This is a genomic window from Limnohabitans sp. TEGF002, assembly GCF_055395845.1.
Genome location: NZ_AP029224.1, coordinates 1559120 through 1581023 on the forward strand (window position 1 = coordinate 1559120; position 21904 = coordinate 1581023).

The 21904-nt window shown below is 58.3% G+C and carries 17 protein-coding genes; 15 read left to right on the plus strand and 2 right to left on the minus strand.

The genetic code is table 11. The features are described from left to right. Positions 1-6: 6 nt before the first annotated feature. From lpxA to greA, 9 genes are all read left to right on the plus strand, one after another. Positions 7-822, plus strand: a complete 816-nt coding sequence (gene lpxA, locus ACZ5SR_RS07820) for an acyl-ACP--UDP-N-acetylglucosamine O-acyltransferase (RefSeq protein ID WP_464450984.1) — start codon at positions 7-9, stop codon at positions 820-822. 50 nt (positions 823-872) lie between these two features. After that, the gene (locus ACZ5SR_RS07825) at positions 873-1814 is read left to right on the plus strand and encodes a Gfo/Idh/MocA family oxidoreductase (RefSeq protein WP_464450985.1); all 942 of its coding nucleotides are present in this window, start codon (positions 873-875) and stop codon (positions 1812-1814) included. Positions 1815-1847: 33 nt separating this feature from the next. Next, the gene (locus ACZ5SR_RS07830; protein WP_464450986.1) at positions 1848-2948 is read left to right on the plus strand and encodes a DegT/DnrJ/EryC1/StrS family aminotransferase; all 1101 of its coding nucleotides are present in this window, start codon (positions 1848-1850) and stop codon (positions 2946-2948) included. Next, complete coding sequence (gene lpxB, locus ACZ5SR_RS07835; RefSeq protein ID WP_464450987.1) at positions 2948-4120, plus strand: lipid-A-disaccharide synthase; 1173 nt, start codon at positions 2948-2950, stop codon at positions 4118-4120. Before ACZ5SR_RS07830 ends, lpxB begins: the two co-directional genes overlap by 1 nt. Further along, positions 4092-4709, plus strand: coding sequence for a ribonuclease HII (gene rnhB / locus ACZ5SR_RS07840; protein ID WP_464450988.1), 618 nt, complete (start codon positions 4092-4094; stop codon positions 4707-4709). Before lpxB ends, rnhB begins: the two co-directional genes overlap by 29 nt. Beyond that, complete coding sequence (locus tag ACZ5SR_RS07845; protein ID WP_464450989.1) at positions 4706-5479, plus strand: TrmH family RNA methyltransferase; 774 nt, start codon at positions 4706-4708, stop codon at positions 5477-5479. Before rnhB ends, ACZ5SR_RS07845 begins: the two co-directional genes overlap by 4 nt. Before the next feature lie 198 nt (positions 5480-5677). After that, positions 5678-6841 (plus strand): glutamine-hydrolyzing carbamoyl-phosphate synthase small subunit, encoded by a 1164-nt coding sequence (carA, locus tag ACZ5SR_RS07850; RefSeq protein WP_464450990.1) that lies wholly within the window; start codon positions 5678-5680, stop codon positions 6839-6841. Beyond that, positions 6841-10119: a carbamoyl-phosphate synthase large subunit gene (gene carB, locus ACZ5SR_RS07855; RefSeq protein ID WP_464450991.1), complete on the plus strand. Its 3279-nt coding sequence runs from the start codon at positions 6841-6843 to the stop codon at positions 10117-10119. Before carA ends, carB begins: the two co-directional genes overlap by 1 nt. Before the next feature lie 102 nt (positions 10120-10221). Next, positions 10222-10698 (plus strand): transcription elongation factor GreA, encoded by a 477-nt coding sequence (gene greA, locus ACZ5SR_RS07860; protein ID WP_053176598.1) that lies wholly within the window; start codon positions 10222-10224, stop codon positions 10696-10698. A 70-nt stretch (positions 10699-10768) separates the two neighbouring features. Here greA and ACZ5SR_RS07865 read toward each other — a convergent pair whose 3' ends face one another. Then, the gene (locus ACZ5SR_RS07865) at positions 10769-11242 is read right to left on the minus strand and encodes a YhbY family RNA-binding protein (protein ID WP_464450992.1); all 474 of its coding nucleotides are present in this window, start codon (positions 11240-11242) and stop codon (positions 10769-10771) included. A 31-nt stretch (positions 11243-11273) separates the two neighbouring features. Here ACZ5SR_RS07865 and ACZ5SR_RS07870 point away from each other — a divergent pair, with 31 nt between their 5' ends. The 4 genes from ACZ5SR_RS07870 (at position 11274) to glmM (ending at position 16323) form a co-directional block, all read left to right on the plus strand. Further along, complete coding sequence (locus ACZ5SR_RS07870; protein WP_464450993.1) at positions 11274-11936, plus strand: RlmE family RNA methyltransferase; 663 nt, start codon at positions 11274-11276, stop codon at positions 11934-11936. A gap of 106 nt (positions 11937-12042) precedes the next feature. Further along, positions 12043-13959 carry an ATP-dependent zinc metalloprotease FtsH gene (gene ftsH, locus ACZ5SR_RS07875; RefSeq protein ID WP_464450994.1) on the plus strand — a complete coding sequence of 639 codons (1917 nt, stop codon included), beginning with the start codon at positions 12043-12045 and terminating at the stop codon, positions 13957-13959. Between the two features lie 95 nt (positions 13960-14054). Next, on the plus strand, positions 14055-14909 hold the full coding sequence (gene folP, locus ACZ5SR_RS07880) for a dihydropteroate synthase (protein ID WP_464451031.1): 855 nt from the start codon (positions 14055-14057) through the stop codon (positions 14907-14909). A gap of 85 nt (positions 14910-14994) precedes the next feature. After that, positions 14995-16323 carry a phosphoglucosamine mutase gene (gene glmM / locus ACZ5SR_RS07885; protein WP_464450995.1) on the plus strand — a complete coding sequence of 443 codons (1329 nt, stop codon included), beginning with the start codon at positions 14995-14997 and terminating at the stop codon, positions 16321-16323. A 9-nt stretch (positions 16324-16332) separates the two neighbouring features. Here glmM and ppsR read toward each other — a convergent pair whose 3' ends face one another. Further along, complete coding sequence (ppsR, locus tag ACZ5SR_RS07890) at positions 16333-17154, minus strand: posphoenolpyruvate synthetase regulatory kinase/phosphorylase PpsR (RefSeq protein ID WP_464448226.1); 822 nt, start codon at positions 17152-17154, stop codon at positions 16333-16335. A gap of 146 nt (positions 17155-17300) precedes the next feature. On the opposite strand from ppsR, the gene ppsA reads away from it, so the two are divergent. Both ppsA and ACZ5SR_RS07900 read left to right on the plus strand, forming a co-directional pair. Continuing rightward, positions 17301-19691, plus strand: coding sequence for a phosphoenolpyruvate synthase (ppsA, locus tag ACZ5SR_RS07895; protein ID WP_464448227.1), 2391 nt, complete (start codon positions 17301-17303; stop codon positions 19689-19691). Positions 19692-19725: 34 nt separating this feature from the next. Further along, positions 19726-21840, plus strand: coding sequence for a VC_2705 family sodium/solute symporter (locus ACZ5SR_RS07900; protein ID WP_464448228.1), 2115 nt, complete (start codon positions 19726-19728; stop codon positions 21838-21840). Positions 21841-21904: the final 64 nt, after the last annotated feature.

A 21904-nucleotide genomic window follows, 5' to 3' on the forward strand; every position in this document is an offset into this window, starting at 1 on the left:
GGACATATGGCGACTATCCATTCCACCGCTTTGGTCGATCCGGCTGCTCAGTTGGACGCCTCCGTGACCGTTGGTCCCTACACCATCATTGGCCCGAACGTGTTGATCGGCGCGGGCTCCACGGTGGGCTCGCATTGCACGATCGAAGGCCACACCACCATCGGACTTAACAACCACATCCACAGCTACACCTCCTTGGGCGCTGCGCCGCAGGATAAAAAATACGCGGGCGAGCCGACGCGTCTTGTGATCGGCAACGGCAACACCATCCGGGAGTTTTGTACCTTCAATGCTGGCACCGTCAATGGTGGAGGTGTGACCCAAGTGGGTGATGACAACCTGTTCATGGCTTATGTCCATTTGGCGCACGATTGCCAAATTGGCAGCCACACGATTTTTGCCAACAACTCGCAATTGGCGGGTCATGTGGTGGTGGGCGATTGGGTCATCTTGGGCGGCTTCACGGTGGTGCGCCAGTTCTTGCGTCTGGGCGCGCACAGCTTCACGGCCATGTGCACTTTGCTGTTTGCTGACCTGCCGCCTTATGTCACGTGCCAAGGCCAGCCGGCTTCTGCCCGCACCGTGAACGCCGAAGGTTTGCGCCGGCGCGGTTACTCGCCAACCCGAATCGCTGCCGTACGGGCCATGCACAAAGCCTTGTACCGAGAAAACCTCACACTGGAAGCGTCCAAAGAACGCATTTTGCAAATCGCCAAGGACAAACCCGAGGTTCAGGCCGATGTGGACATGATGCTGGACTTTTTGTCGGGCGTTTCGCCCAAAGTGGGCATTGTGCGTTCGCGTCGCCGCTCGGTCGATTGAACAACCCAAGGGCCTGGTCTTTCCTGGCCCGAGCATGAAAGGAGGGCCCTGTGGCCCTGTTGCGTTGCGCCGTCATTGGCGTTGGTTATCTGGGCAAATTTCATGCTCAAAAGTACGCCAAGATTCCCGAGTGTCAGCTCGTTGCGGTCGTAGACAGTCGGCAGGAGCAGGCAGAGGCTGTCGCCGGGCCTTTGGGTTGTGCGGCGCTGACGGATTACCGTGCATTGATCGGTCAGGTCGACGCGGTCTCCATCGTGGTGCCCACACAGGGTCATTACGACGTGTGCGCTGAATTCCTTCGGGCCGGCGTGCATGTTTTGGTCGAAAAGCCCATGACCACCACCTTGGCGCAGGCCGATGACTTGATCCGTTTTGCGAAACAAAACCAATGCGTCTTGGCGGTGGGCCATTTGGAGCGCTTCAATCCGGCCGCTTTGGCGCTGGAGCCCTTGTTGTCTAACCCGCGGTTCATTGACAGCTCCCGCCTGGCCCCATTCAAACCTCGCGCCACCGACGTGAGTGTGCTGTTGGATTTGATGATCCATGATGTGGATTTGATTTTGTCGCTGGTCGACAGTGAGCTGGAAAGTGTGGAGTGTTCCGGAGCGCGGGTGCTGACATCCGACATCGACATTGCCAACGCCCGCATCCGCTTTGCCAATGGCTGTGTGGCCAACGTGACCGCCAGCCGCGTGAGCGCCAAGAGCGAGCGCAAAATGCGTGTCTTCCAACATCAGGCCTGCCATTCGCTGGACTTTCAGGCCCGCACGTTGACGACCTACCGCGGCGCCACCACGCCCTTGGCCGATCCCGAACAGGCCATTGAACGACACGAGCAGTCGTTTGGCGAAGCCGACCCACTGTTTTCCGAAATCCTTGACTTTGTCGAGAGCATTCGAGTGGGTCGCGCGCCCAAGGTGAGTGGTGAGGCCGGACGCCGTGCACTGGAAGCCGTTCAGCGCATCACCGAAGCCACCCGCCTGATTTCTTGATTTTCTGTTTTTAGCCAGTTTGAAAGGACCACCATGCCCATTCCTATGGTCGATCTGGTCGCGCAATACCGCGATCTCCAGCCCCAGTTGGAACCTGCATTTTTAAAAGCATTGACGGCTGCGCAGTTCATTTTGGGTCCTAACGTTCAAGCCTTTGAAAAAGAGGCGGCCGAGTACCTTGGTGTGGCCCATGCCATTACTTGTGCCAACGGCACCGATGCATTGCACTTGGCCTTGTTGGCTGCGGGCATCGGGCCAGGCGACGAAGTGATCACCACGCCTTTCACATTCATCGCCACGGCAGAGGCCATCGCTTATGTGGGGGCCAAAGCCGTATTTGTGGACATCGATCCCTGCACCTTCAACATCGACGTGGCGCAGGCCGAGCGCGCCATCACCGCCAAGACCAAGGCCTTGTTGCCGGTGCATTTGTTTGGACAGCCGGCCAATTTGGCACCTTTGATGGCCTTGGCCAAAGAACACCAGCTTCAATTGGTGGAAGACTGTGCTCAATCTTTTGGTGCCGACATCGGTGGCATCAAGACTGGCGCGATGGGTGATGTGGCCGCTTTCAGCTTTTTCCCCAGTAAAAATTTGGGCTGCTTTGGCGACGGCGGCATGATCACAACGCAGTCGGACGACATGGCGGAAACCCTGCGCATGCTTCGCAACCACGGCAGCAAGGTGCGTTATTACCACGACATCGTGGGCTACAACAGCCGACTTGATGAACTGCAGGCCGTGGTGCTGCGTGCCAAGCTGCCGTTGATTGACCATTACAACCAAGAGCGACGTCGCGTTGCTCAGCGTTACAACGCAGGCTTGTGTCTCCTGAACTTGCAAACGCCCTGCGAAGATGGTGTGGGCCTGCACGTCTACCACCAGTACACCTTGCTGACCGATGACCGTGCGGCCATCCAGCAAGCCTTGACCGCGCATCAAATCGCCAGCGCCGTTTACTACCCTGTGCCTTTGCACCAACAAAAAGTTTTTGCCTCGATCTCTACTGGCGCCAGCTTCCCGGTGACCGAATCGGTGGCTGAGCGCTGCCTGTCTTTGCCGATCTATCCCGAGCTGAGCAACGAAGCCATTGACGAGGTGTGCGGCGTGATTCGCCAGGCTTTGAAGGCGTGATGACGGACGCACTGTCCACAAAGGCCGCCGCCACGTCAGACCTGCGTATGAGCATGGTCGCGGCCGAGCGTTCGGGCGACATGCTCGCGGCTTTGTTGTTGCAAGGCATGCGAAAAACCTGGCCGCTCTTGCAAGCTTCTGGCATTGGCGGGCCGCAGATGGATGCGACCGGATTTGTGTCGCGCTGGTCCTGCGACGAGTTGTCGGTGCGCGGTTTGGTGGAGGCGCTTTGGCGTTATCGCCACATCAATCGCATTCGCATGGCCCTGATTCAGGATTTACTGGCTTCGCCTCCAGACCTGTATGTGGGCGTGGATGCGTCCGATTTCAATTTGCCCGTGGAGCGCTTGTTGCGGCAAAAAGGCGTGCCCACGGTTCAGTTGGTGTGTCCCTCCATCTGGGCCTGGCGGCCAGAGCGGGTGCAAAAAATCCGCGACAGCGTGGACCATGTCTTGTGCATTTACCCTTTCGAGCCGGAGTTGTTGGCTCAACATGGGATTGAGGGCACCTTCGTCGGTCACCCGGTGGCCGATGTGATTGCGCTGGAGCCCGACCGCGTGCAAGCGCGTCAAGCCTTGGGTTTGACTGCAGATGCCACCATCGTGGCCTTGCTCCCGGGCAGCAGACCTTCAGAGGTGAAGAGTCTGGCATTGCCCTTTCTGGAAGCAGCTCGGCTCATGCGCGCGCAAAGACCCGATTTGCAGTTTGTGCTGCCTACCCACGGCCCTCTGAAGCCCATGGTCGAGGCGGCCATCGCACATGCCGGCATGCAGGCGCATGTCCGCTTGGTGATGGGCCGTTCGCATGCTGTGCAGGCCGCTTGTGATGTGGCTTTGGTGGCCAGTGGCACCGCCACACTGGAGACCGCTTTGCACAAACGCCCCATGGTCATTGCCTACAAAATGCAATGGCTGTCCTGGCAAATTGCCAACCGCAAGCGCTTGTTACCCTGGATTGGATTGCCCAATATTTTGTGCAACGAAGCCTTGGTGCCCGAGTTCCTGCAAGAGCAGGTCCAGCCCCAAGCATTGGCCCAAGCTGTTTTGCGTTGGCTGGACGATCCAGCGGCAGTGTCCAAAATCCAGCAGCGTTTTGCCGACCTGCACCTTCAATTGCGTCAGGACATGCCGACGCTGGCCAGTCATGCGATCCAAAAAGTCCTTGCAGCTTGAGCAAAAAACATTGAACTGGGAGACCCATGGTCTGGTGGCCGGGGTGGACGAGGCCGGGCGTGGCCCTTTGGCCGGCCCGGTGGTGGCAGCGGCCGTGATCCTCGACGATCTCAATCCGATCCACGGACTGAATGACTCGAAAAAACTCACAGCCAAGCGCCGCGAAGCCCTGTTTGACGAGATCCGGGCGCGTGCCTTGTGTTTCGCGATTGCCGAGGCCAGTGTGCAGGAAATTGACCAAATCAACATCTTGCAAGCCACCTTGCTGGCCATGAAGCGAGCCGTAGAGGCTTTGCGTTTGCCGCCCAAATTGGTGCTGGTCGATGGCAACCGCTTGCCCACCTTGTCCATTCGTGCCGAGGCCATCGTCCAAGGCGACGCGCTGGTGCCTGCCATCTCGGCCGCTTCCATTTTGGCCAAGGTGCACCGCGACCGTTTGTGCGTCGCGATGCACCAGCAGTACCCCTTGTATGGTTTTGACCAGCACAAGGGTTATGGCACGGCGCAGCATTTGGACGCCTTGCAAGCGCATGGCCCGGCCGACTGCCACCGCATGACATTTGCCCCGGTGGCCAGGAGTGTGAGATGAAACCCATCAGTTCGCGTGACAACCCACACCTCAAAGCTTGGCGGCGTTTGGCCCAAGACAGCACGGCTTACCGCAAAGCGGGGCAGTTCTGGCTGGAAGGCGATCACCTGTGCCGCGCCGCCTTGCAGCGCGGTGTGCGTCCGCTGCAGGTGGTGCTGACCGAGTCGTTTCAAGCCGAGCAGGGCGACGAATGGCTGGGGCTGACCGATCAGACCTTTGTGGTGCCCGATGCCTTGTTTGCCAGCCTGAGTGGCTTGGAGTCACCGGCCCGCATGGGCTTTGTGGTGGCGTGGCAAGCAGCTCATGAGGTGTTGCCAGATGCCGCCACCGTGGTGCTGGACCGTTTGCAGGACGCAGGCAATGTGGGGGCCATTTTGCGCTGTGCCTCGGCTTTTGGTTACCGCCAGGTGCTGGCCATCAAGGGCACGGCGGCCTTGTGGTCACCCAAGGTGCTGCGCTCTGGCATGGGGGCGCATTTTGGCCTGCGCTTGGTCGAGGCGCTCAGCGAGGCCGATGTGGCGGCTTTGCAGGTGCCCTTGCTCACCACCAGCTCTCACGAGGGGCCTTTTTTGCACGCCTTGCTAAAAGCCGGTGATTTGCCCCAAAAGTGTGCATGGGTCTTTGGTCACGAAGGGCAGGGCGTCAGCGCCAGCCTGATGGCCCAGGCCCGGCACCAGGTTCGCATTGCCCAGCCTGGCGGGGAAGAATCGCTCAATGTGGCCACGGCAGCGGCCATTTGCCTGCACGCCAGCGCCACGGCAGGTCCCTGAGGCATTTGTGGTTCGGTCGCAGGGTCAAACTGCGTGATTTGTCAGGGTTTACTAGCGGTCCTCAGCTATAATGAGAGGCTTTCCCGCATCAACCTGTACGCCACAGTCCATCCTAGGCCCAATCCTCGAACAAGCAGCCAAAAAGAGAGCCATCTCTGGTGAGTGCTGAGGCGTACCCGAACTATTCCGGAGAACCCAGTGCTTTTGTCTCTTCAGGGAACCTTCCCGCCCGCCATCTTGGCGCTTGCAGACGGCACGGTCTTTATCGGCAATTCGATTGGAGCCACCGGCTCCACCGTCGGCGAAGTGGTGTTCAACACCTCGCTCACCGGCTACCAAGAAATCCTCACCGACCCCAGCTACTGCCAGCAGATCGTCACCCTGACGTACCCGCACATCGGCAATTACGGCGTCAACGTGGAGGACATCGAATCCGACAAAGTCCATGCCGCTGGTCTGATCATCAAAGACCTGCCTTTGGTGGCCAGCAACTTCCGCTCCAGCCAAACCTTGTCGTCCTACCTTGTGGATGCTGGCACAGTGGCCATTGCCAACATCGACACACGTCAACTGACCCGCATCTTGCGCACCAAGGGTGCCCAAAACGGTGCCATCGTGGGCCTGGCCAAAGGCCAAGCGGTCACCCAAGCGGTGATTGACCAGGCGATTGCTGCAGCCCAGGCCGCCCCCAACATGGCGGGTCTTGATTTGGCGCAAAAAGTCACCGTGGCCCAGTCTTACGACTGGACCCAGTCCGAGTGGCAACTGGGTGCTGGTTATGGCACCCAAACCGCCCCCAAGTTCCATGTGGTGGCCTATGACTTTGGCGTGAAGAAAAACATCTTGCGCATGTTGGCTGAGCGCGGCTGCAAAGTGACCGTGGTGCCTGCGAAGACCCCCGCTGCCGAAGTGCTCAAGCACAAGCCGGACGGCATCTTCTTGTCCAATGGCCCTGGCGACCCGCAGCCTTGTGACTACGCGATTGCTGCAGCTGCCGAGTTGATCGAGACCGGCATTCCTACTTTTGGCATTTGCTTGGGCCACCAAATCATGGCTTTGGCCAGTGGCGCAAAAACTTTCAAGATGAAGTTCGGCCATCATGGTGCGAACCACCCTGTGAAAGACCTGGATTCCGGCCGTGTGTCCATCACCAGCCAGAACCACGGTTTTGCAGTGGATGAGAAATCCTTGCCCGCCAACCTGCGTGCCACACACGTGTCTTTGTTTGACGGTACCTTGCAGGGCTTGGCCCGCACCGACAAGCCCGCGTTTTGCTTCCAGGGTCACCCCGAAGCATCGCCTGGCCCCCACGACATTGCTTACCTCTTTGACCGCTTCATCAACCTGATGGAGACAAAATAATGCCTAAGCGCACCGACCTCAAAAGCATCCTCATCATTGGCGCCGGCCCGATCATCATTGGTCAGGCCTGCGAGTTCGACTACTCCGGCGTGCAGGCTTGCAAAGCCTTGCGTGAAGAGGGCTACAAAGTCATCCTGATCAACAGCAACCCTGCGACGATCATGACCGACCCGGCCACGGCCGACGTCACCTACATCGAGCCCATCACTTGGCAAACGGTCGAGAAGATCATCGCCAAAGAGCGTCCCGATGCGATCTTGCCGACCATGGGTGGCCAGACCGCGCTGAACTGCGCTTTGGATTTGTGGCACAACGGCGTGCTCGAAAAGTACAAAGTCGAGCTGATTGGCGCGACACCCGAAGCCATCGACAAAGCCGAAGACCGCCTGAAGTTCAAAGACGCCATGACCAAAATTGGTCTGGGTTCCGCGCGCTCCGGCATCGCCCACAGCATGGAAGAAGCTTGGGACGTGCAAAAGACTTTGGGTTTCCCCACCGTCATTCGCCCCAGCTTCACGCTGGGCGGCACGGGCGGCGGCATTGCCTACAACCCCGAAGAATTCGAAGTCATCTGCAAGCGTGGCTTGGAAGCCTCGCCCACCACCGAGCTTTTGATTGAAGAATCCTTGCTCGGTTGGAAAGAGTACGAGATGGAAGTGGTGCGCGACAAAGCGGACAACTGCATCATCGTGTGCTCGATCGAAAACCTGGACCCCATGGGCGTGCACACCGGTGACTCGATCACCGTGGCCCCTGCGCAGACGCTGACCGACAAGGAATACCAGATTTTGCGCAACGCCTCTTTGGCCGTTTTGCGCGAAATCGGTGTGGACACGGGCGGTTCCAACGTCCAGTTTTCGATCAACCCCAAAGACGGCCGCATGGTTGTCATTGAGATGAATCCCCGCGTGTCGCGTTCGTCGGCCTTGGCGTCCAAAGCAACGGGTTTCCCGATTGCCAAAGTCGCAGCCAAGCTGGCTGTGGGTTACACCCTCGACGAGTTGCGCAACGACATCACGGGCGGTGCCACGCCAGCCTCGTTCGAGCCATCGATCGATTACGTGGTCACCAAGATCCCGCGTTTTGCGTTTGAGAAGTTCCCAACCGCCGACAGCCGTTTGACCACCCAGATGAAATCTGTGGGCGAGGTGATGGCCATGGGTCGTACTTTCCAAGAGTCCTTCCAGAAAGCCCTGCGCGGTCTGGAAGTCGGCGTGGACGGCATGAACGAGAAAACCCAAGACCGCGAAGTGCTCGAAAAAGAACTGGGCGAGCCTGGTCCTGAGCGCATCTGGTACGTGGGCGATGCCTTTGCCATGGGCCTGAGCGTGGACGAGGTGTTTGCCTTGACCAAGATCGACCCTTGGTTCTTGGTGCAGATCGAAGAGATCGTGAAGATCGAGTTGGAGCTCGAAACCACGACGCTTGAAGCCGTCACGGCCGAAGAGTTGCGTGCGCTCAAGAAGAAAGGCTTCTCGGACCGTCGCTTGGCCAAGTTGCTCAAAACCACCGAGCATGTGGTGCGTGCCCGTCGCCATGCCCTGAACATTCGTCCGGTGTACAAGCGCGTGGACACGTGTGCTGCAGAGTTCTCGACCGATACCGCCTACATGTATTCCTGCTACGAAGGTAATGGCAACACCTTCGGCGTGGGCGACGGTGAGTGCGAAGCCGAACCCACGACCAACAAGAAAATCATGGTCTTGGGTGGTGGCCCGAACCGCATTGGTCAGGGCATTGAGTTCGACTATTGCTGCGTGCACGCTGCCTTGGCCATGCGCGAAGATGGTTACGAGACCATCATGGTCAACTGCAACCCCGAGACCGTGTCGACCGACTACGACACCTCGGACCGTTTGTATTTCGAACCGGTCACGCTCGAAGACGTGCTCGAAATCGTCGACAAAGAAAAGCCGACCGGCGTCATCGTGCAATACGGCGGTCAAACGCCTTTGAAATTGGCGCTGGACTTGGAAGCCGCAGGCGTTCCCATCATCGGCACCAGCCCGGACATGATCGACGCGGCCGAAGACCGCGAGCGTTTCCAGAAATTGCTGCAAGACCTCGGTCTGCGCCAACCCCCGAACGCCACAGCACGCACCGAGCCAGAAGCCTTGGAAAAGGCCGCAGCCTTGGGTTACCCCTTGGTGGTGCGCCCCAGCTATGTGTTGGGTGGCCGCGCCATGGAAATCGTGCACGAGCAACGCGACCTCGAGCGCTACATGCGCGAAGCGGTCAAGGTGTCGCACGACTCTCCCGTGCTGTTGGACCGATTCCTGAACGACGCGATCGAATGCGATGTGGACTGCCTGCGTGACCCCGAAGGCAAGACCTTCATCGGTGGCGTGATGGAACACATCGAACAAGCGGGCGTGCACAGCGGTGATTCGGCTTGCTCCTTGCCGCCTTACTCGCTGTCGTCTGCCACGGTGGACGAGCTCAAGCGCCAATCGGCCGCCATGGCCGGTGCTTTGAACGTGGTCGGTTTGATGAACGTTCAGTTCGCGATTCAAAACATCGATGGCAAAGACGTCATCTATGTGCTCGAAGTGAACCCCCGCGCCTCACGCACCGTGCCTTACGTGTCTAAAGCCACGGGCATTCAGTTGGCCAAGGTGGCTGCGCGCTGCATGGCTGGCCAAACCTTGGCATCTCAAGGCATCACCAAAGAAGTCACCCCGCCTTATTTCAGCGTGAAAGAAGCGGTGTTCCCGTTTGTGAAGTTCCCAGGTGTGGACACCATTCTCGGCCCTGAGATGAAATCCACAGGTGAAGTCATGGGCGTGGGCAAAACCTTTGGCGAAGCCTTTGTGAAGAGCCAAATGGGTGCAGGCACCAAGCTGCCACGCCCCACCAAAGCCGACGGCACGCCTTCAGGCAAGGTCTTCATTTCGGTGAAAAACAACGACAAGGCGCGTGCTATCGAAGTGGCTCGCCAGTTGGTGGCCCAAGGCTTTGAGCTGGTGGCGACCAAGGGCACAGCCGCTGCCATTGAGGCTGCCGGTGTGGCCTGTGCCACAGTGAACAAAGTGACCGAAGGCCGCCCACACATCGTGGACATGATCAAAAACAACGAAGTTGTGCTGGTCATCAACACGGTCGAAGAGCGCCGCAATGCCATCGCCGACTCGCGCCACATCCGCACCTCGGCCTTGCTCAACCGCGTCACGACCTTCACAACCATCGCAGGCGCAGAAGCGGCTGTGGAGGGCATGAAATACATGGACCAGCTGGACGTGATTTCCATCCAGGAAATGCACGCGCAACTGGCAGCCTGAACCCTGGCCGTTGTCTCTGCGCCCAAGACGGGGTGCAAGGCATAATGCTGTCAACGACCGCCGAGTTTCAAAACTCGGCGGTTTGCTTTTGGAGAACCGAACATGTCAACCATCCCGATCACCAAACGTGGTGCCGAAAAACTCAAGGACGAGTTGCACCGCCTCAAAACGGTGGACCGCCCCGGCGTGATCCAGGCCATTGCCGAAGCGCGTGCCCAAGGCGACCTGAGCGAGAACGCTGAATACGATGCGGCCAAAGACCGTCAGGGCTTCATTGAAGGCCGTATTCAGGAAATCGAAGGCAAACTCTCCGCCGCACAAATCATCGACCCCGCATCTGTGGATGCAGGCGGGCGTGTGGTGTTTGGCACCACCGTCGAGTTGGAAGATGAGAGCTCGGGTGAGGCCGTGACCTACCAGATCGTGGGCGAGGACGAAGCCGACTTGAAACTCGGTTTGATCAACATCAGCAGCCCCATTGCGCGCGCCTTGATCGGCAAGGAAGAGGGCGATGTGGCCGAAGTGCAGGCTCCGGGCGGCGTGCGCCGCTACGAGATCGTGGGCGTATCCTACGTTTGATGCACAAAACAAATGCCGCTGTTCAGCGGCCTTTGTAGGTATTGCCAGCCCGATGTGGGCCGTTCAACGATCAGTCGTGGCGGCCTTTTTTGACCGATTTTTGTTTGGGCTTGGCTCGCTTGATTTGGCCGCCCGCGGCCAGGCGCTGGTTGCCCAGCACACGAACGGTCTTGACTTCAGGGCGTTGACCGCCGCGTGAGCTGTATTTCAGGATTTTGAAGTCGCGTGGACCGGCTTTGCGGTCTTCGTCGTGCTCTTTGAGTTTCTCGGGCTGTGGGCGCCAAAGGATCAGCAGTTTGCCAATGTGCTGGATCGGCGCCGCGCTGAGTTGATCGGCCAATTGGGCGAATATGGCTTCGCGTGCAGCGCGGTCATCGCCCAGCACGCGGATCTTGATCAGGCCGTGGGCGTTCAGTGCCGCTTCGGTTTCTTTGATCACGGCGGGGGTCAGGCCATCGCCCCCGATCATGACGACCGGATCAAGATGGTGGGCATCGGCGCGAAAAACTTTGCGCTCGGCAGGTGTGAGTTGTATTTGGGGCATCCCCGTATTATCCCCGCAAGGACGCGAAAGAATGAAAGTCAAAACCAAAAGTAAAAAGGTCAACAAAGCGTGGTTGAACGACCATGTGAATGACACTTACGTGAAACTGGCCCTGAAAGAGGGTTACCGGGCGCGGGCGGCTTATAAACTCAAGGAAATCGACGAGACCCTGGGCTTGATCCGTCCCGGTCATTTGGTGGTGGATCTTGGCTCTGCCCCCGGGGCATGGAGTCAGTACCTGCGCCGCCGCTTGTCACCCGATGGTGCGGCCGTGGGCGAGCTCAATGGCAGCATCATTGCTCTGGATATTTTGCCCATGGAGCCTGTAGAGGGGGTGCAGTTCATCCAGGGGGATTTTCGAGAAAACGAGGTGGCCGCCTTGCTGGAGTCCGCCTTGCAAGGGCGGCAGGCCGACGTGGTGGTGTCCGACATGGCGCCCAATTTGTCGGGTATCGAGTCTTCGGATGCGGCGCGGGTCCAGCATTTGATCGAACTGGCCGTGGAGTTTGCCCAACATCACATGAAGCCGCAGGGTGCTTTGGTGGTGAAAGTCTTCCACGGCAGTGGTTATAGCCAGATCGTCAAGATGTTCAAGGAAACCTTCAAGGTGGTCAAACCGATCAAGCCGAAATCCTCAAGGGACAAATCTTCGGAGACTTTTTTGGTGGGCATGGGCCTGATTCACGGGGTTTGATGCCTTAATTCCCAGCTTTTAGAGGGCCAAAACCCCTTGAAAGTGTCGCCAAGGCTTCTGGCAGGCCTAGAATGGTGACAGTCACTTTTTTCGATTGGAGTCTCTCTTGAATAACCCCTGGTTTTCCAAAATTGCCGTCTGGATGGTGATTGCCATGGTGCTGTTCACCTTGTTCAAGCAATTTGACAACCGTGGTGTCGCAGGCGCGAATGCCATTGGCTATTCAGATTTCCTCGAAGAGGTTCGCAGTAACCGGATCAAGAGCGCCACCATTTCCGAGAGCCCTGGTGGCACCGAGATTCTGGCCATCACGAACGACGACCGCCGCATTAAAACGACAGCAACTTACCTCGACCGCGGTTTGGTGGGCGACCTGATCAGCAGTGGCGTGAAGTTCGATGTCAAGCCCCGCGAGGAAGGCTCCTTGCTCATGACCTTGCTGGTCAGCTGGGGCCCCATGCTCTTGCTGATTGGTGTTTGGGTCTATTTCATGCGCCAGATGCAAGGCGGTGGCAAAGGTGGTGCTTTCAGCTTTGGCAAGTCCAAGGCCCGCATGATGGACGAGAACAACAACAACACCACCTTTGCGGATGTGGCCGGTTGTGACGAAGCCAAAGAAGAAGTCAAAGAGGTGGTGGACTTTCTCAAGGATCCTCAGCGCTTTCAAAAGTTGGGTGGTCGCATTCCCCGTGGTTTGCTGTTGGTGGGGCCCCCCGGAACCGGTAAGACATTGCTGGCCAAAAGCATCGCCGGTGAAGCCAAGGTGCCGTTTTTCAGCATCTCGGGTTCTGATTTTGTGGAGATGTTTGTGGGTGTGGGTGCTTCCCGTGTTCGCGACATGTTTGAAAACGCCAAAAAGAACGCACCGTGCATCATTTTCATTGACGAAATCGATGCGGTCGGACGCCAACGTGGCGCAGGCTTGGGCGGCGGCAACGACGAGCGCGAGCAAACCCTCAACCAGATGCTGGTCGAGATGGATGGCTTTGAAACCAATTTGGGCGTGATTGTGGTGGCTGCCACCAACCGCCCAGACATTCTGGATGCTGCCTTGCTGCGTCCTGGCCGTTTTGACCGTCAGGTCTATGTGACCTTGCCCGACATCCGTGGCCGCGAGCAAATCCTGAATGTGCACATGCGCAAAGTCCCGATCGGTCAGGACGTGAACGCGGCTGTGATCGCCCGTGGCACGCCCGGCATGAGCGGTGCCGATCTGGCCAACCTGTGCAACGAAGCGGCCTTGATGGCGGCACGTCGCAACGCCCGCGTGGTGGAGATGGTCGACTTCGAAAAAGCCAAGGACAAGATCCTGATGGGTCCCGAGCGCAAGAGCATGGTCATGCCCGAGGAAGAGCGCCGCAACACGGCCTACCACGAAGCAGGGCATGCCCTCATCGGCAATTTGCTGCCCAAGTGCGATCCGGTGCACAAGGTCACCATCATTCCCCGTGGCCGAGCCCTGGGCGTGACCATGAGCTTGCCCGAGAAGGACCGCTACAGCTACGACAAAGAGTTCATGTTGAACCAGATCAGCATGCTGTTTGGTGGTCGCATTGCTGAAGAGGTCTTCATGAACCAGATGACCACCGGTGCCAGCAACGACTTCGAGCGGGCCACCTCCATTGCCCGTGACATGGTCATGCGTTATGGCATGACCGATGCCCTGGGCCCGATGGTGTATGCCGAAAATGAAGGCGAGGTGTTCCTGGGCCGCTCGGTCACCAAGACCACCAACATGAGCGAGTCCACCATGCAAAAAGTGGACTTGGAGGTACGCCGCATCATCGACGAGCAGTACAGCCTCGCGCGCCGTTTGATTGAGGAGCACAGCGCCCAAATGCACGCCATGGCCAAGGCCTTGCTCGAATGGGAAACCATCGACAAAGAGCAGATTGCCGACATCATGGCGGGCCGTGATCCTTTGCCTCCCAAGGATTGGACGCCCCGCACGCCGCCATCTGGTGGTGGCAACGGCGGTGGAACCCCCTCGGTTCAGCCTGAGCCAGCCACCACGGCGGCTTGATTTATCAAAAACCGCGCAGCAAGATCGGGGCCTTCGGGCCCCGTTTTTCATGGAACCAACTGATGGTCACTTCCAACACCCGATCCAGTGCAGCCATGCGATGGCAAACCACACGCTTTGATCTGGACTTGTCGCAGCCCAAGGTCATGGGCATTGTCAACCTCACGCCCGACTCGTTTTCAGACGGTGGTCAGCATGCCGACGTTTCCCAAGCTTTGCGCCATGCAGAGCAACTGCTGGCACAAGGCGCAGACATTTTGGACATCGGTGCCGAGTCCACCCGTCCGGGCGCTGCAGTGGTGCCTTTGGCGCAGGAATTGGCACGTCTTGAGCCATTCGTGCGCGAGGCCGTTCGCTGGCAAGTCCCTATTTCTGTGGACACTTGCAAACCCGAGGTGATGCAGACCGTGCTCGATTGGGGTGTCGACATCATCAACGACATTTGGGCTTTGCGACAGCCGGGTGCTGTGCAAGTCGTCGCGACGCACCCCAGTTGTGGCGTCTGTTTGATGCACATGCACCGGGATCCTCAAACCATGCAGGTCGAACCCATGACGGGTGATGTGCCGGAGGAAGTCCAATTTTTTTTGAAAGAGCGTGTGGCAACTCTTTTGCAAACGGGGGTGTCAGCATCCAGGCTGGTGCTCGACCCTGGCATCGGTTTTGGCAAAACGGTGGCGCAAAATTTCCAATTGCTGGCCCGCCAAGCTGATTTGTTGTGTTTGGGGCGACCTGTGTTGGCTGGTTGGTCCCGTAAGTCCGCACTGGGTGCGGCTCTTGCCCAGAATGGGCAAGTGCCCGAACCTGCCCAAAGGCAGGTGGCCAGTGTGGCGGCCGCCTTGCTCGCGGTGGAGCGGGGCGCATCCGTGGTCCGTGTGCACGACGTCAAGGATACGGTGGATGCACTCAAGATCTGGCATGCGATGCGCTTGAATGCAGGCGTGTGTTGATGCGCTGAGTCAGCTTGCGTGTCAGTTTTGGGGCGTGCTGCGCCAGCTAAAATTCTTTCTCTTATTAAAAAAACAGGAAGCATCCATGGCACGGCAATATTTCGGGACAGACGGCATTCGCGGCACGGTGGGGAAAAGCCCGATCACGCCCGATTTCATTTTGCGTTTGGCGCATGCCGTGGGCCGTGTCTTGAGGTCTGAGGAAGCGCATCCCACGGTGCTGATCGGCAAAGACACCAGGATTTCAGGTTACATGCTTGAAAGTGCCTTGGAGTCGGGCTTCAACTCGGCGGGGGTTGATGTGGTTCTGCTGGGGCCAGTACCCACACCTGCGGTAGCCTATTTGACGCGTGCACAGCGCGCCTCATTGGGGGTCGTGATCAGCGCCAGCCACAACCCGTTTGCTGACAACGGCATCAAGTTTTTCAATGCCCAAGGGCAGAAGTTGTCGGATGCCTGGGAGGAAACGGTGGAGGCGACTTTGCTGGAGGACCCGGTTTGGGTGGATTCCGCCGCTTTGGGAAAAACCCGGCGTCTGGACGATGCCGCGGGTCGGTACATCGAGTTTTGCAAGAGTACTTTTTCGAACGATTTGACGCTCAAGGGCCTGAAGATTGTGGTGGATGCAGCCCATGGGGCCGCTTACCAAATCGCCCCCAAGGTGTTCCATGAATTGGGCGCTGAAGTGGTGGCTATCGGCTGTGCACCCGACGGTTTGAACATCAACAAAGGTGTGGGTGCGACCCACCCGCAAGCGCTGGTGCAGGCGGTCAAGGACCATGGGGCCGATTACGGCATTGCACTCGATGGCGATGCCGATCGCCTTCAATTTGTGGATGCCAACGGTCGCCTCTTCAACGGCGATGAGCTCTTGTATCTGATGGTCGTAGACCGACTGGCCCGAGACGAAGCTGTACCGGGTGCTGTGGGTACTTTGATGACCAATTTGGCAGTGGAAGTGGCCCTCAAGCAGCGTGGTGTGCAATTTGTTCGGGCCAAAGTGGGGGACCGGTATGTGCTGGAAGTCTTGCACGCCAAGGGGTGGTTGCTGGGCGGTGAAGGCTCAGGCCATTTGCTGGCCTTGGACAAGCACACCACAGGGGATGGTCTGGTCAGCGCTTTGCAGGTGCTGCAAGCCTGCGTGGGCAGTGGAAAGACCATGGCGCAATTGCTGGACGGCATCACGCTTTTTCCACAGACCCTGATCAATGTGCGTTTGAAGCCCGGTTTTGACTGGCAAGGACATCAGCCATTGTGGGACGCCACGCATGCAGCAGAGGCCGAGTTGGCCGACTCGGGTCGGGTGTTGATCCGGGCCAGTGGAACGGAGCCCTTGGTGCGTGTCATGGTTGAGGCAAGGGATGCCGATCAGGCAAGACAATGCGCTGAGCGCATTGCTGCCACCCTGGCTTGATGCAGACGCTCAGTAAATCAAGCGCTCTGGCTTGATTTCCTGCAAGATGGTGGTGGCGATCTCTTCGATCGACTTGGTGGTGGTGGACAGCCAACGTATACCCGAGCGGCGCATCATGGCTTCGGCTTCCGAGACTTCCATGCGGCAGTTTTCAAGGCTGGCGTAACGCGAATTGGGCCTGCGTTCGGCGCGGATCTCGGCCAAGCGGTCCGGGTGGATGCTCAGGCCGAAGATTTTTTGGCGGTGCGGCACCAAGGCTGGGGGCAATTGCCGGCGGTCAAAATCTTCCGGAATCAGGGGGTAATTGGCCGCTTTGAGGCCGTGCTGCATGGCCAGGTAAAGGCTGGTTGGGGTTTTGCCGCTGCGGCTCACGCCCACCAAAATCACATCGGCCGACTCCAAGTCGCGGTTGGATTGCCCATCGTCGTGTGCCAGCGAGAAGTTGATGGCTTCGATCCGGTCGTGGTATTCCTTGCTTTTGCTCACATCCGAAAAGCGCCCCACCCGGTGGTGTGACTTGATACCGAGTTCCGCCTCCAACGGGTTGACAAAGGTGCCGAACATATCGAGCAGCATGCCCTGGCAATTCTCTTGCAGTACCTTCAGGACATCCATGTTCACTAAGGTTGTGAACACAATCGGTTTGGTCCCTTCGGTCTCGGCGGTGTGGTTGATTTGCCTCACCGCCTGGTGCGCCTTGTCGATGGTGTCGGTGAAGGGCAGTCGCACATGCCGCGTTTTCATGTCGAACTGGGCCAAGATGGCGTTGCCAAAAGTCTCGGCGGTGATGCCGGTGCCGTCAGACACGAAAAAAACAGTGCGTTTTGACATGCTTGCAAAAATTTCAAATGCCGAGGTCAACAAGACCCCTAAAATCAGTCGATTATCTACCACGGTCGGCTCGGGGTTCCATCACAAGAACAAGCAAAAATCCCGAACAGCGCCTGGAAGCCCGGTTTTAACTTTGGAGCTTTAGCATGTCTGTTCTTTTCAGTGAGACCGCCCTGGTCGTTCCCTTCGAGTTGTTGCGAATGACCGACGTCGAGTCGGTCGGCGGCAAAAACGCCAGCCTGGGGGAGATGATTTCTCAGCTGCCATCGGGCGTGCGTGTGCCCACAGGCTTTGCCACCACGGCCCATGCCTTCCGCCAGTTTTTGGCGTTTGGCGGCTTGACCGATCGCATCAATGCCCGACTCGATGCACTGGACACTGAAGACGTGCGTGCTTTGGCAGCAGCCGGTGCCGAAATCCGCGCCATGGTCGAAGCCCAGCCTTTTCCGGCGGATCTGGAACAAGCCATCCGCGAAGAGTTCGTGCGCTTGCAGGGCAGCAACCCAGAGGCTTCGTTTGCGGTGCGCTCTTCGGCCACTGCTGAAGATCTGCCAGACGCCTCGTTTGCGGGACAGCAAGAAACTTTCTTGAACGTGGTCGGCATCGAGGACGTGCTGCACAAGATGAAAGAGGTGTTTGCCTCTTTGTACAACGACCGCGCCATCAGCTACCGCGTGCACAAGGGTTTTGCCCACGCCGATGTGGCTTTGTCAGCGGGTGTGCAGCGCATGGTGCGCTCCGATCTGGGGGCTGCAGGTGTGATGTTCACCATCGACACCGAGTCGGGCTTTGAAGATGTGGTCTTCATCACCTCCAGCTACGGCTTGGGTGAAACGGTGGTTCAAGGCGCCGTGAACCCGGATGAGTTTTATGTCCACAAACCGATGCTGGCTGCAGGCAAGCGCTGTGTGATTCGCCGCAACCTGGGCTCCAAACTCATCGAAATGGTATTTGCCACACCCGAAGAAAAAGCAGCTTCGGGCAAGCTGGTTAAAACCACCGACGTGCCCACAGAGCTTCGCAACCGCTACAGCCTGACCGACGACGAGGTCGAGCAATTGGCCCGGTATGCGGTCGTGATCGAGCAGCATTACGGCCGCCCCATGGACATCGAGTGGGGCAAAGACGGCACCGACGGCTTGCTCTATATCTTGCAAGCCCGTCCCGAAACCGTGAAAAGCCAGGCCAAAGGCACCCCAGAGCTGCGTTACAAGCTCAAAGGTAAAAGTGCCATCCTGGCCGAGGGCAGGGCGATTGGCCAAAAAATTGGCACGGGCCCGGTGCGTCTGGTGCACCACATCAGCGAGATGGACCAAGTCCAGCCCGGTGATGTGTTGGTGACCGACATGACCGACCCGAACTGGGAGCCGGTGATGAAGCGCGCCAGCGCCATCGTCACCAACCGGGGCGGACGCACCTGCCATGCTGCCATCATTGCCCGTGAATTGGGCATTCCGGCGGTGGTGGGTTGCGGCAACGCCACCGAGCAATTGACACAAGGCACGTTGGTCACCGTCAGCTGTGCCGAGGGTGATACCGGCTACATCTACGACGGTTTGCTCGAGACCGAGATCAGTGAGATCCAGCGCGGCGTGCTGCCCGAGATCAAGACCAAGATCATGATGAACGTGGGCAACCCCCAGTTAGCTTTTGATTTTGCCCAGCTGCCCAACGCTGGCGTTGGTCTGGCCCGTCTGGAGTTCATCATCAACAACAACATTGGTGTGCACCCCAAGGCCATCCTGGATTACCCCTCCATTGATGCTGACCTGAAAAAAGCCGTGGAATCCGTGGCCCGTGGCCACGCGTCCCCGCGTGCTTTTTATGTGGACAAAGTCACCGAAGGCGTGGCCAGCATCGCGGCCGCCTTCTGGCCCAAGCCGGTCATCGTGCGTTTGTCGGACTTCAAGAGCAACGAATACCGCAAGCTCATTGGCGGCAGCCGCTACGAGCCCGAAGAAGAAAACCCGATGCTGGGTTTCCGTGGTGCTGCACGCTACATCAGCCGTGATTTTGGCGAAGCTTTTGCCATGGAGTGCGAAGCCCTCAAACGGGTGCGCGGCGAGATGGGCCTGACCAACGTGCAGATCATGGTGCCTTTTGTGCGCACTTTGGGGCAAGCCGAAAAGGTCACTCAGTTGCTGGCCAGCCAAGGCTTGCGCCGTGGCGAAGAGGGCCTCAAAGTCATCATGATGTGTGAGGTGCCCAGCAACGCCATTCTGGCTGAGCAGTTCCTCGAGTTCTTCGATGGCTTCTCGATTGGCTCGAACGACCTGACGCAGCTGACTTTGGGCCTGGACCGCGACTCGGGCATGGAGTTGCTGGCCGCTGATTTTGACGAACGCGATCCAGCGGTCACGGCCTTGATCTCGCAAGCCATTCAAGCTTGCTTGGCGCAGGGCAAGTACATTGGCATTTGTGGTCAGGGCCCCTCGGACCATCCGGATTTCGCGCATTGGTTGATGGACCAGGGCATCAGCTCCATCTCGCTGAACCCGGACACCGTCATCGAGACTTGGACCAATCTGGGTCGTTGATGCCGGTGCTTCAGACCTTGCGATGAACTCAGCCATGGCAGACCGCTCCACTGCCGCCTACCACTGGCGGCTTCATCGCAATGTTCTGATTTATGTGGTCATCCTGGGTGCTCTGATTGGCGCAATGGCCTGGGCAGAACAATGGGGTTTGTCCCGCAACCTGATTGGCCCCATCTTTTTGTTCAGCACGGTGATGATTTATGCCTTGATTGGCATTTCCAGCCGAACCACCGACGAAGATGAGTATTACGTGGCTGGGCGGCGCATACCGGCGATGTACAACGGCATGGCCACGGCGGCTGACTGGATGAGCGCAGCATCTTTCATCAGTCTGGCGGGAGCGCTTTACCTGCAGGGCTTCTCCGGCAGTGGCCAGCAGCCAGGTGGTCTGGCGTACGTCATGGGGTGGACGGGTGGTTTTTGTCTGGTGGCCTTGCTGATCGCACCCCAGTTGCGAGCGATGAAGCTCTACACCTTGCCCGATTATTTTCACCACCGTTACGGTGGGCGTTGGCCGCGCATCATTGCTGCACTCGCTTCTGTGTTGTGCTCTTTCACTTACGTCGTGGCACAGATCTATGGCATTGGGTTGATCGCTTCACGCTTGACGGGCGTTCAGTTCGAAATTGGGATCTTGCTCGGGCTGGGCGGTGTTTTGTTGTGTTCTTTTTTGGGTGGTATGCGCGCCATCACTTGGACCCAGGTGGCCCAGTACATCATGTTGCTTCTGGCTTTCATGATCCCTGTTTCCTGGTTGGCTTATAAGCAACTTGGAAGCCCTTTTGCACCCCTTGTGTACGGGCAGCAGTTGGCTGAAATCGAGGCCATTGAGAAAAAGTTGATCAACGACCCCGGTGAAATCGAAGTGCGCCAAGAGTTTGCCCGCCGCGCCCAGGTTTACGAGGCCCGCTTGCAAAATGTTGAAAACGCTTTGGTGGTGTTGCGTCAGGAATTGGAAGAAAAAATCCGGCTGCTGAAGGACCAATCGGCTGATTACACAGCCATCACTCAAGCCCGGCGTGAGCTGTTGGCAGTGCCTCGTGATGCCGCTTCAGCCCGTGAGCAATGGACCCGGGCCATGCATGAGAACCGGGAGCGGGCCAAACCTTTGGGGGGGATGCCGCCACATGCACAGGCTTTTGCTGGCAACCCACAAGGCAGCACCGAAGAGGTGAAGGTGTTTGGCGAGTCGCGCCTCAATTTTCTGGCCTTGGTGTTTTGCCTGATGGTCGGTACGGCGGGTTTGCCGCATTTGCTGACGCGTTTTTATACCGTTCCCTCGGTAGCACAGGCGCGCAGTTCCGTGGCCTGGTCACTCTTTTTCATCGGTTTGCTTTATTTGAGCGTGCCGGCCTTGGCTGTGCTGGTCAAGTTTGAGGTCATGAACAATTTGGTCGGTAGCAGTTTTGAGGATTTGCCCAGCTGGATGGCCCAGTGGGCAAGGCTGGATTCTGGTTTGCTGGAGTTCTCTGATGTCAACGGGGATCGTGTGCTGCAATTAGGGGAGCTGAAGTTGGGGGCTAACATGATCATGCTGGCCACTCCGGAGATGGGCGGCATGCCCTTTGTGGTGTCGGGTCTGGTGGCCGCAGGTGGTTTGGCTGCGGCTTTGTCGACGGCTGATGGTTTGCTTTTGACCATCAGCAATGCTTTGGTGCACGACATCGGTCCTGGGCGTGAGCGCAAACCCAAATCAGCAGAAGGGCGTGTGATCCTGTCCAAGTTCGCTTTGTTGGCGGTGGCCATGCTGGCTGCCGTGGTGGCTGCGTTCAAGCCGGCCGAAATCCTGGCTTTGGTCTCGACTTCTTTTTCGCTGGCAGCGGCCGCTTTTTTTCCGGGCATGGTTCTGGGAATGGCTTGGCCCAAAGTTCACCGACCCGCTGCAGTGGCGGGCATGTTGTCGGGCTTGGGGGTGACGCTTTATTACATGGTGGTGAACGCGCCCGGCGTTCGGCACTTTTGGGGTTTGGACCCGAGCGCTGGCTTGTGGTTTGGCATTCAGCCCTTGTCGGCGGGCGTTTTTGGTGTGCCCGCCGGTTTGGGGGTGATGGTATTGCTGACCTTGTTGTTGCCCGAGCGCTGGGTGCGGCCCCGTGAGCCTGTGGCGCCTCCTTCTGTGGTCGCTTCGAGAGACTATCCGGGCCTTTGATTTCAAGCTATAATCGCAGGCTTCGCCTTGCCGCACCCCGACAGACGCTGGGGGCGGCTTTTCC

Coding starts and splice junctions, on each gene's coding strand:
- folP (WP_464451031.1), top strand. CDS start 14,055: ATGCGATGGCAAACCACACGCTTTGATCTGGACTTGTCGCAGCCCAAG.
- lpxA (WP_464450984.1), top strand. CDS start 7: ATGGCGACTATCCATTCCACCGCTTTGGTCGATCCGGCTGCTCAGTTG.
- ACZ5SR_RS07900 (WP_464448228.1), top strand. CDS start 19,726: ATGGCAGACCGCTCCACTGCCGCCTACCACTGGCGGCTTCATCGCAAT.
- carB (WP_464450991.1), top strand. CDS start 6,841: ATGCCTAAGCGCACCGACCTCAAAAGCATCCTCATCATTGGCGCCGGC.
- ACZ5SR_RS07870 (WP_464450993.1), top strand. CDS start 11,274: ATGAAAGTCAAAACCAAAAGTAAAAAGGTCAACAAAGCGTGGTTGAAC.
- ppsR (WP_464448226.1), bottom strand. CDS start 17,154: ATGTCAAAACGCACTGTTTTTTTCGTGTCTGACGGCACCGGCATCACC.
- greA (WP_053176598.1), top strand. CDS start 10,222: ATGTCAACCATCCCGATCACCAAACGTGGTGCCGAAAAACTCAAGGAC.
- ACZ5SR_RS07845 (WP_464450989.1), top strand. CDS start 4,706: ATGAAACCCATCAGTTCGCGTGACAACCCACACCTCAAAGCTTGGCGG.
- ppsA (WP_464448227.1), top strand. CDS start 17,301: ATGTCTGTTCTTTTCAGTGAGACCGCCCTGGTCGTTCCCTTCGAGTTG.
- ACZ5SR_RS07865 (WP_464450992.1), bottom strand. CDS start 11,242: ATGCCCCAAATACAACTCACACCTGCCGAGCGCAAAGTTTTTCGCGCC.
- rnhB (WP_464450988.1), top strand. CDS start 4,092: ATGCGATCCAAAAAGTCCTTGCAGCTTGAGCAAAAAACATTGAACTGG.
- ACZ5SR_RS07830 (WP_464450986.1), top strand. CDS start 1,848: ATGCCCATTCCTATGGTCGATCTGGTCGCGCAATACCGCGATCTCCAG.
- lpxB (WP_464450987.1), top strand. CDS start 2,948: ATGACGGACGCACTGTCCACAAAGGCCGCCGCCACGTCAGACCTGCGT.
- glmM (WP_464450995.1), top strand. CDS start 14,995: ATGGCACGGCAATATTTCGGGACAGACGGCATTCGCGGCACGGTGGGG.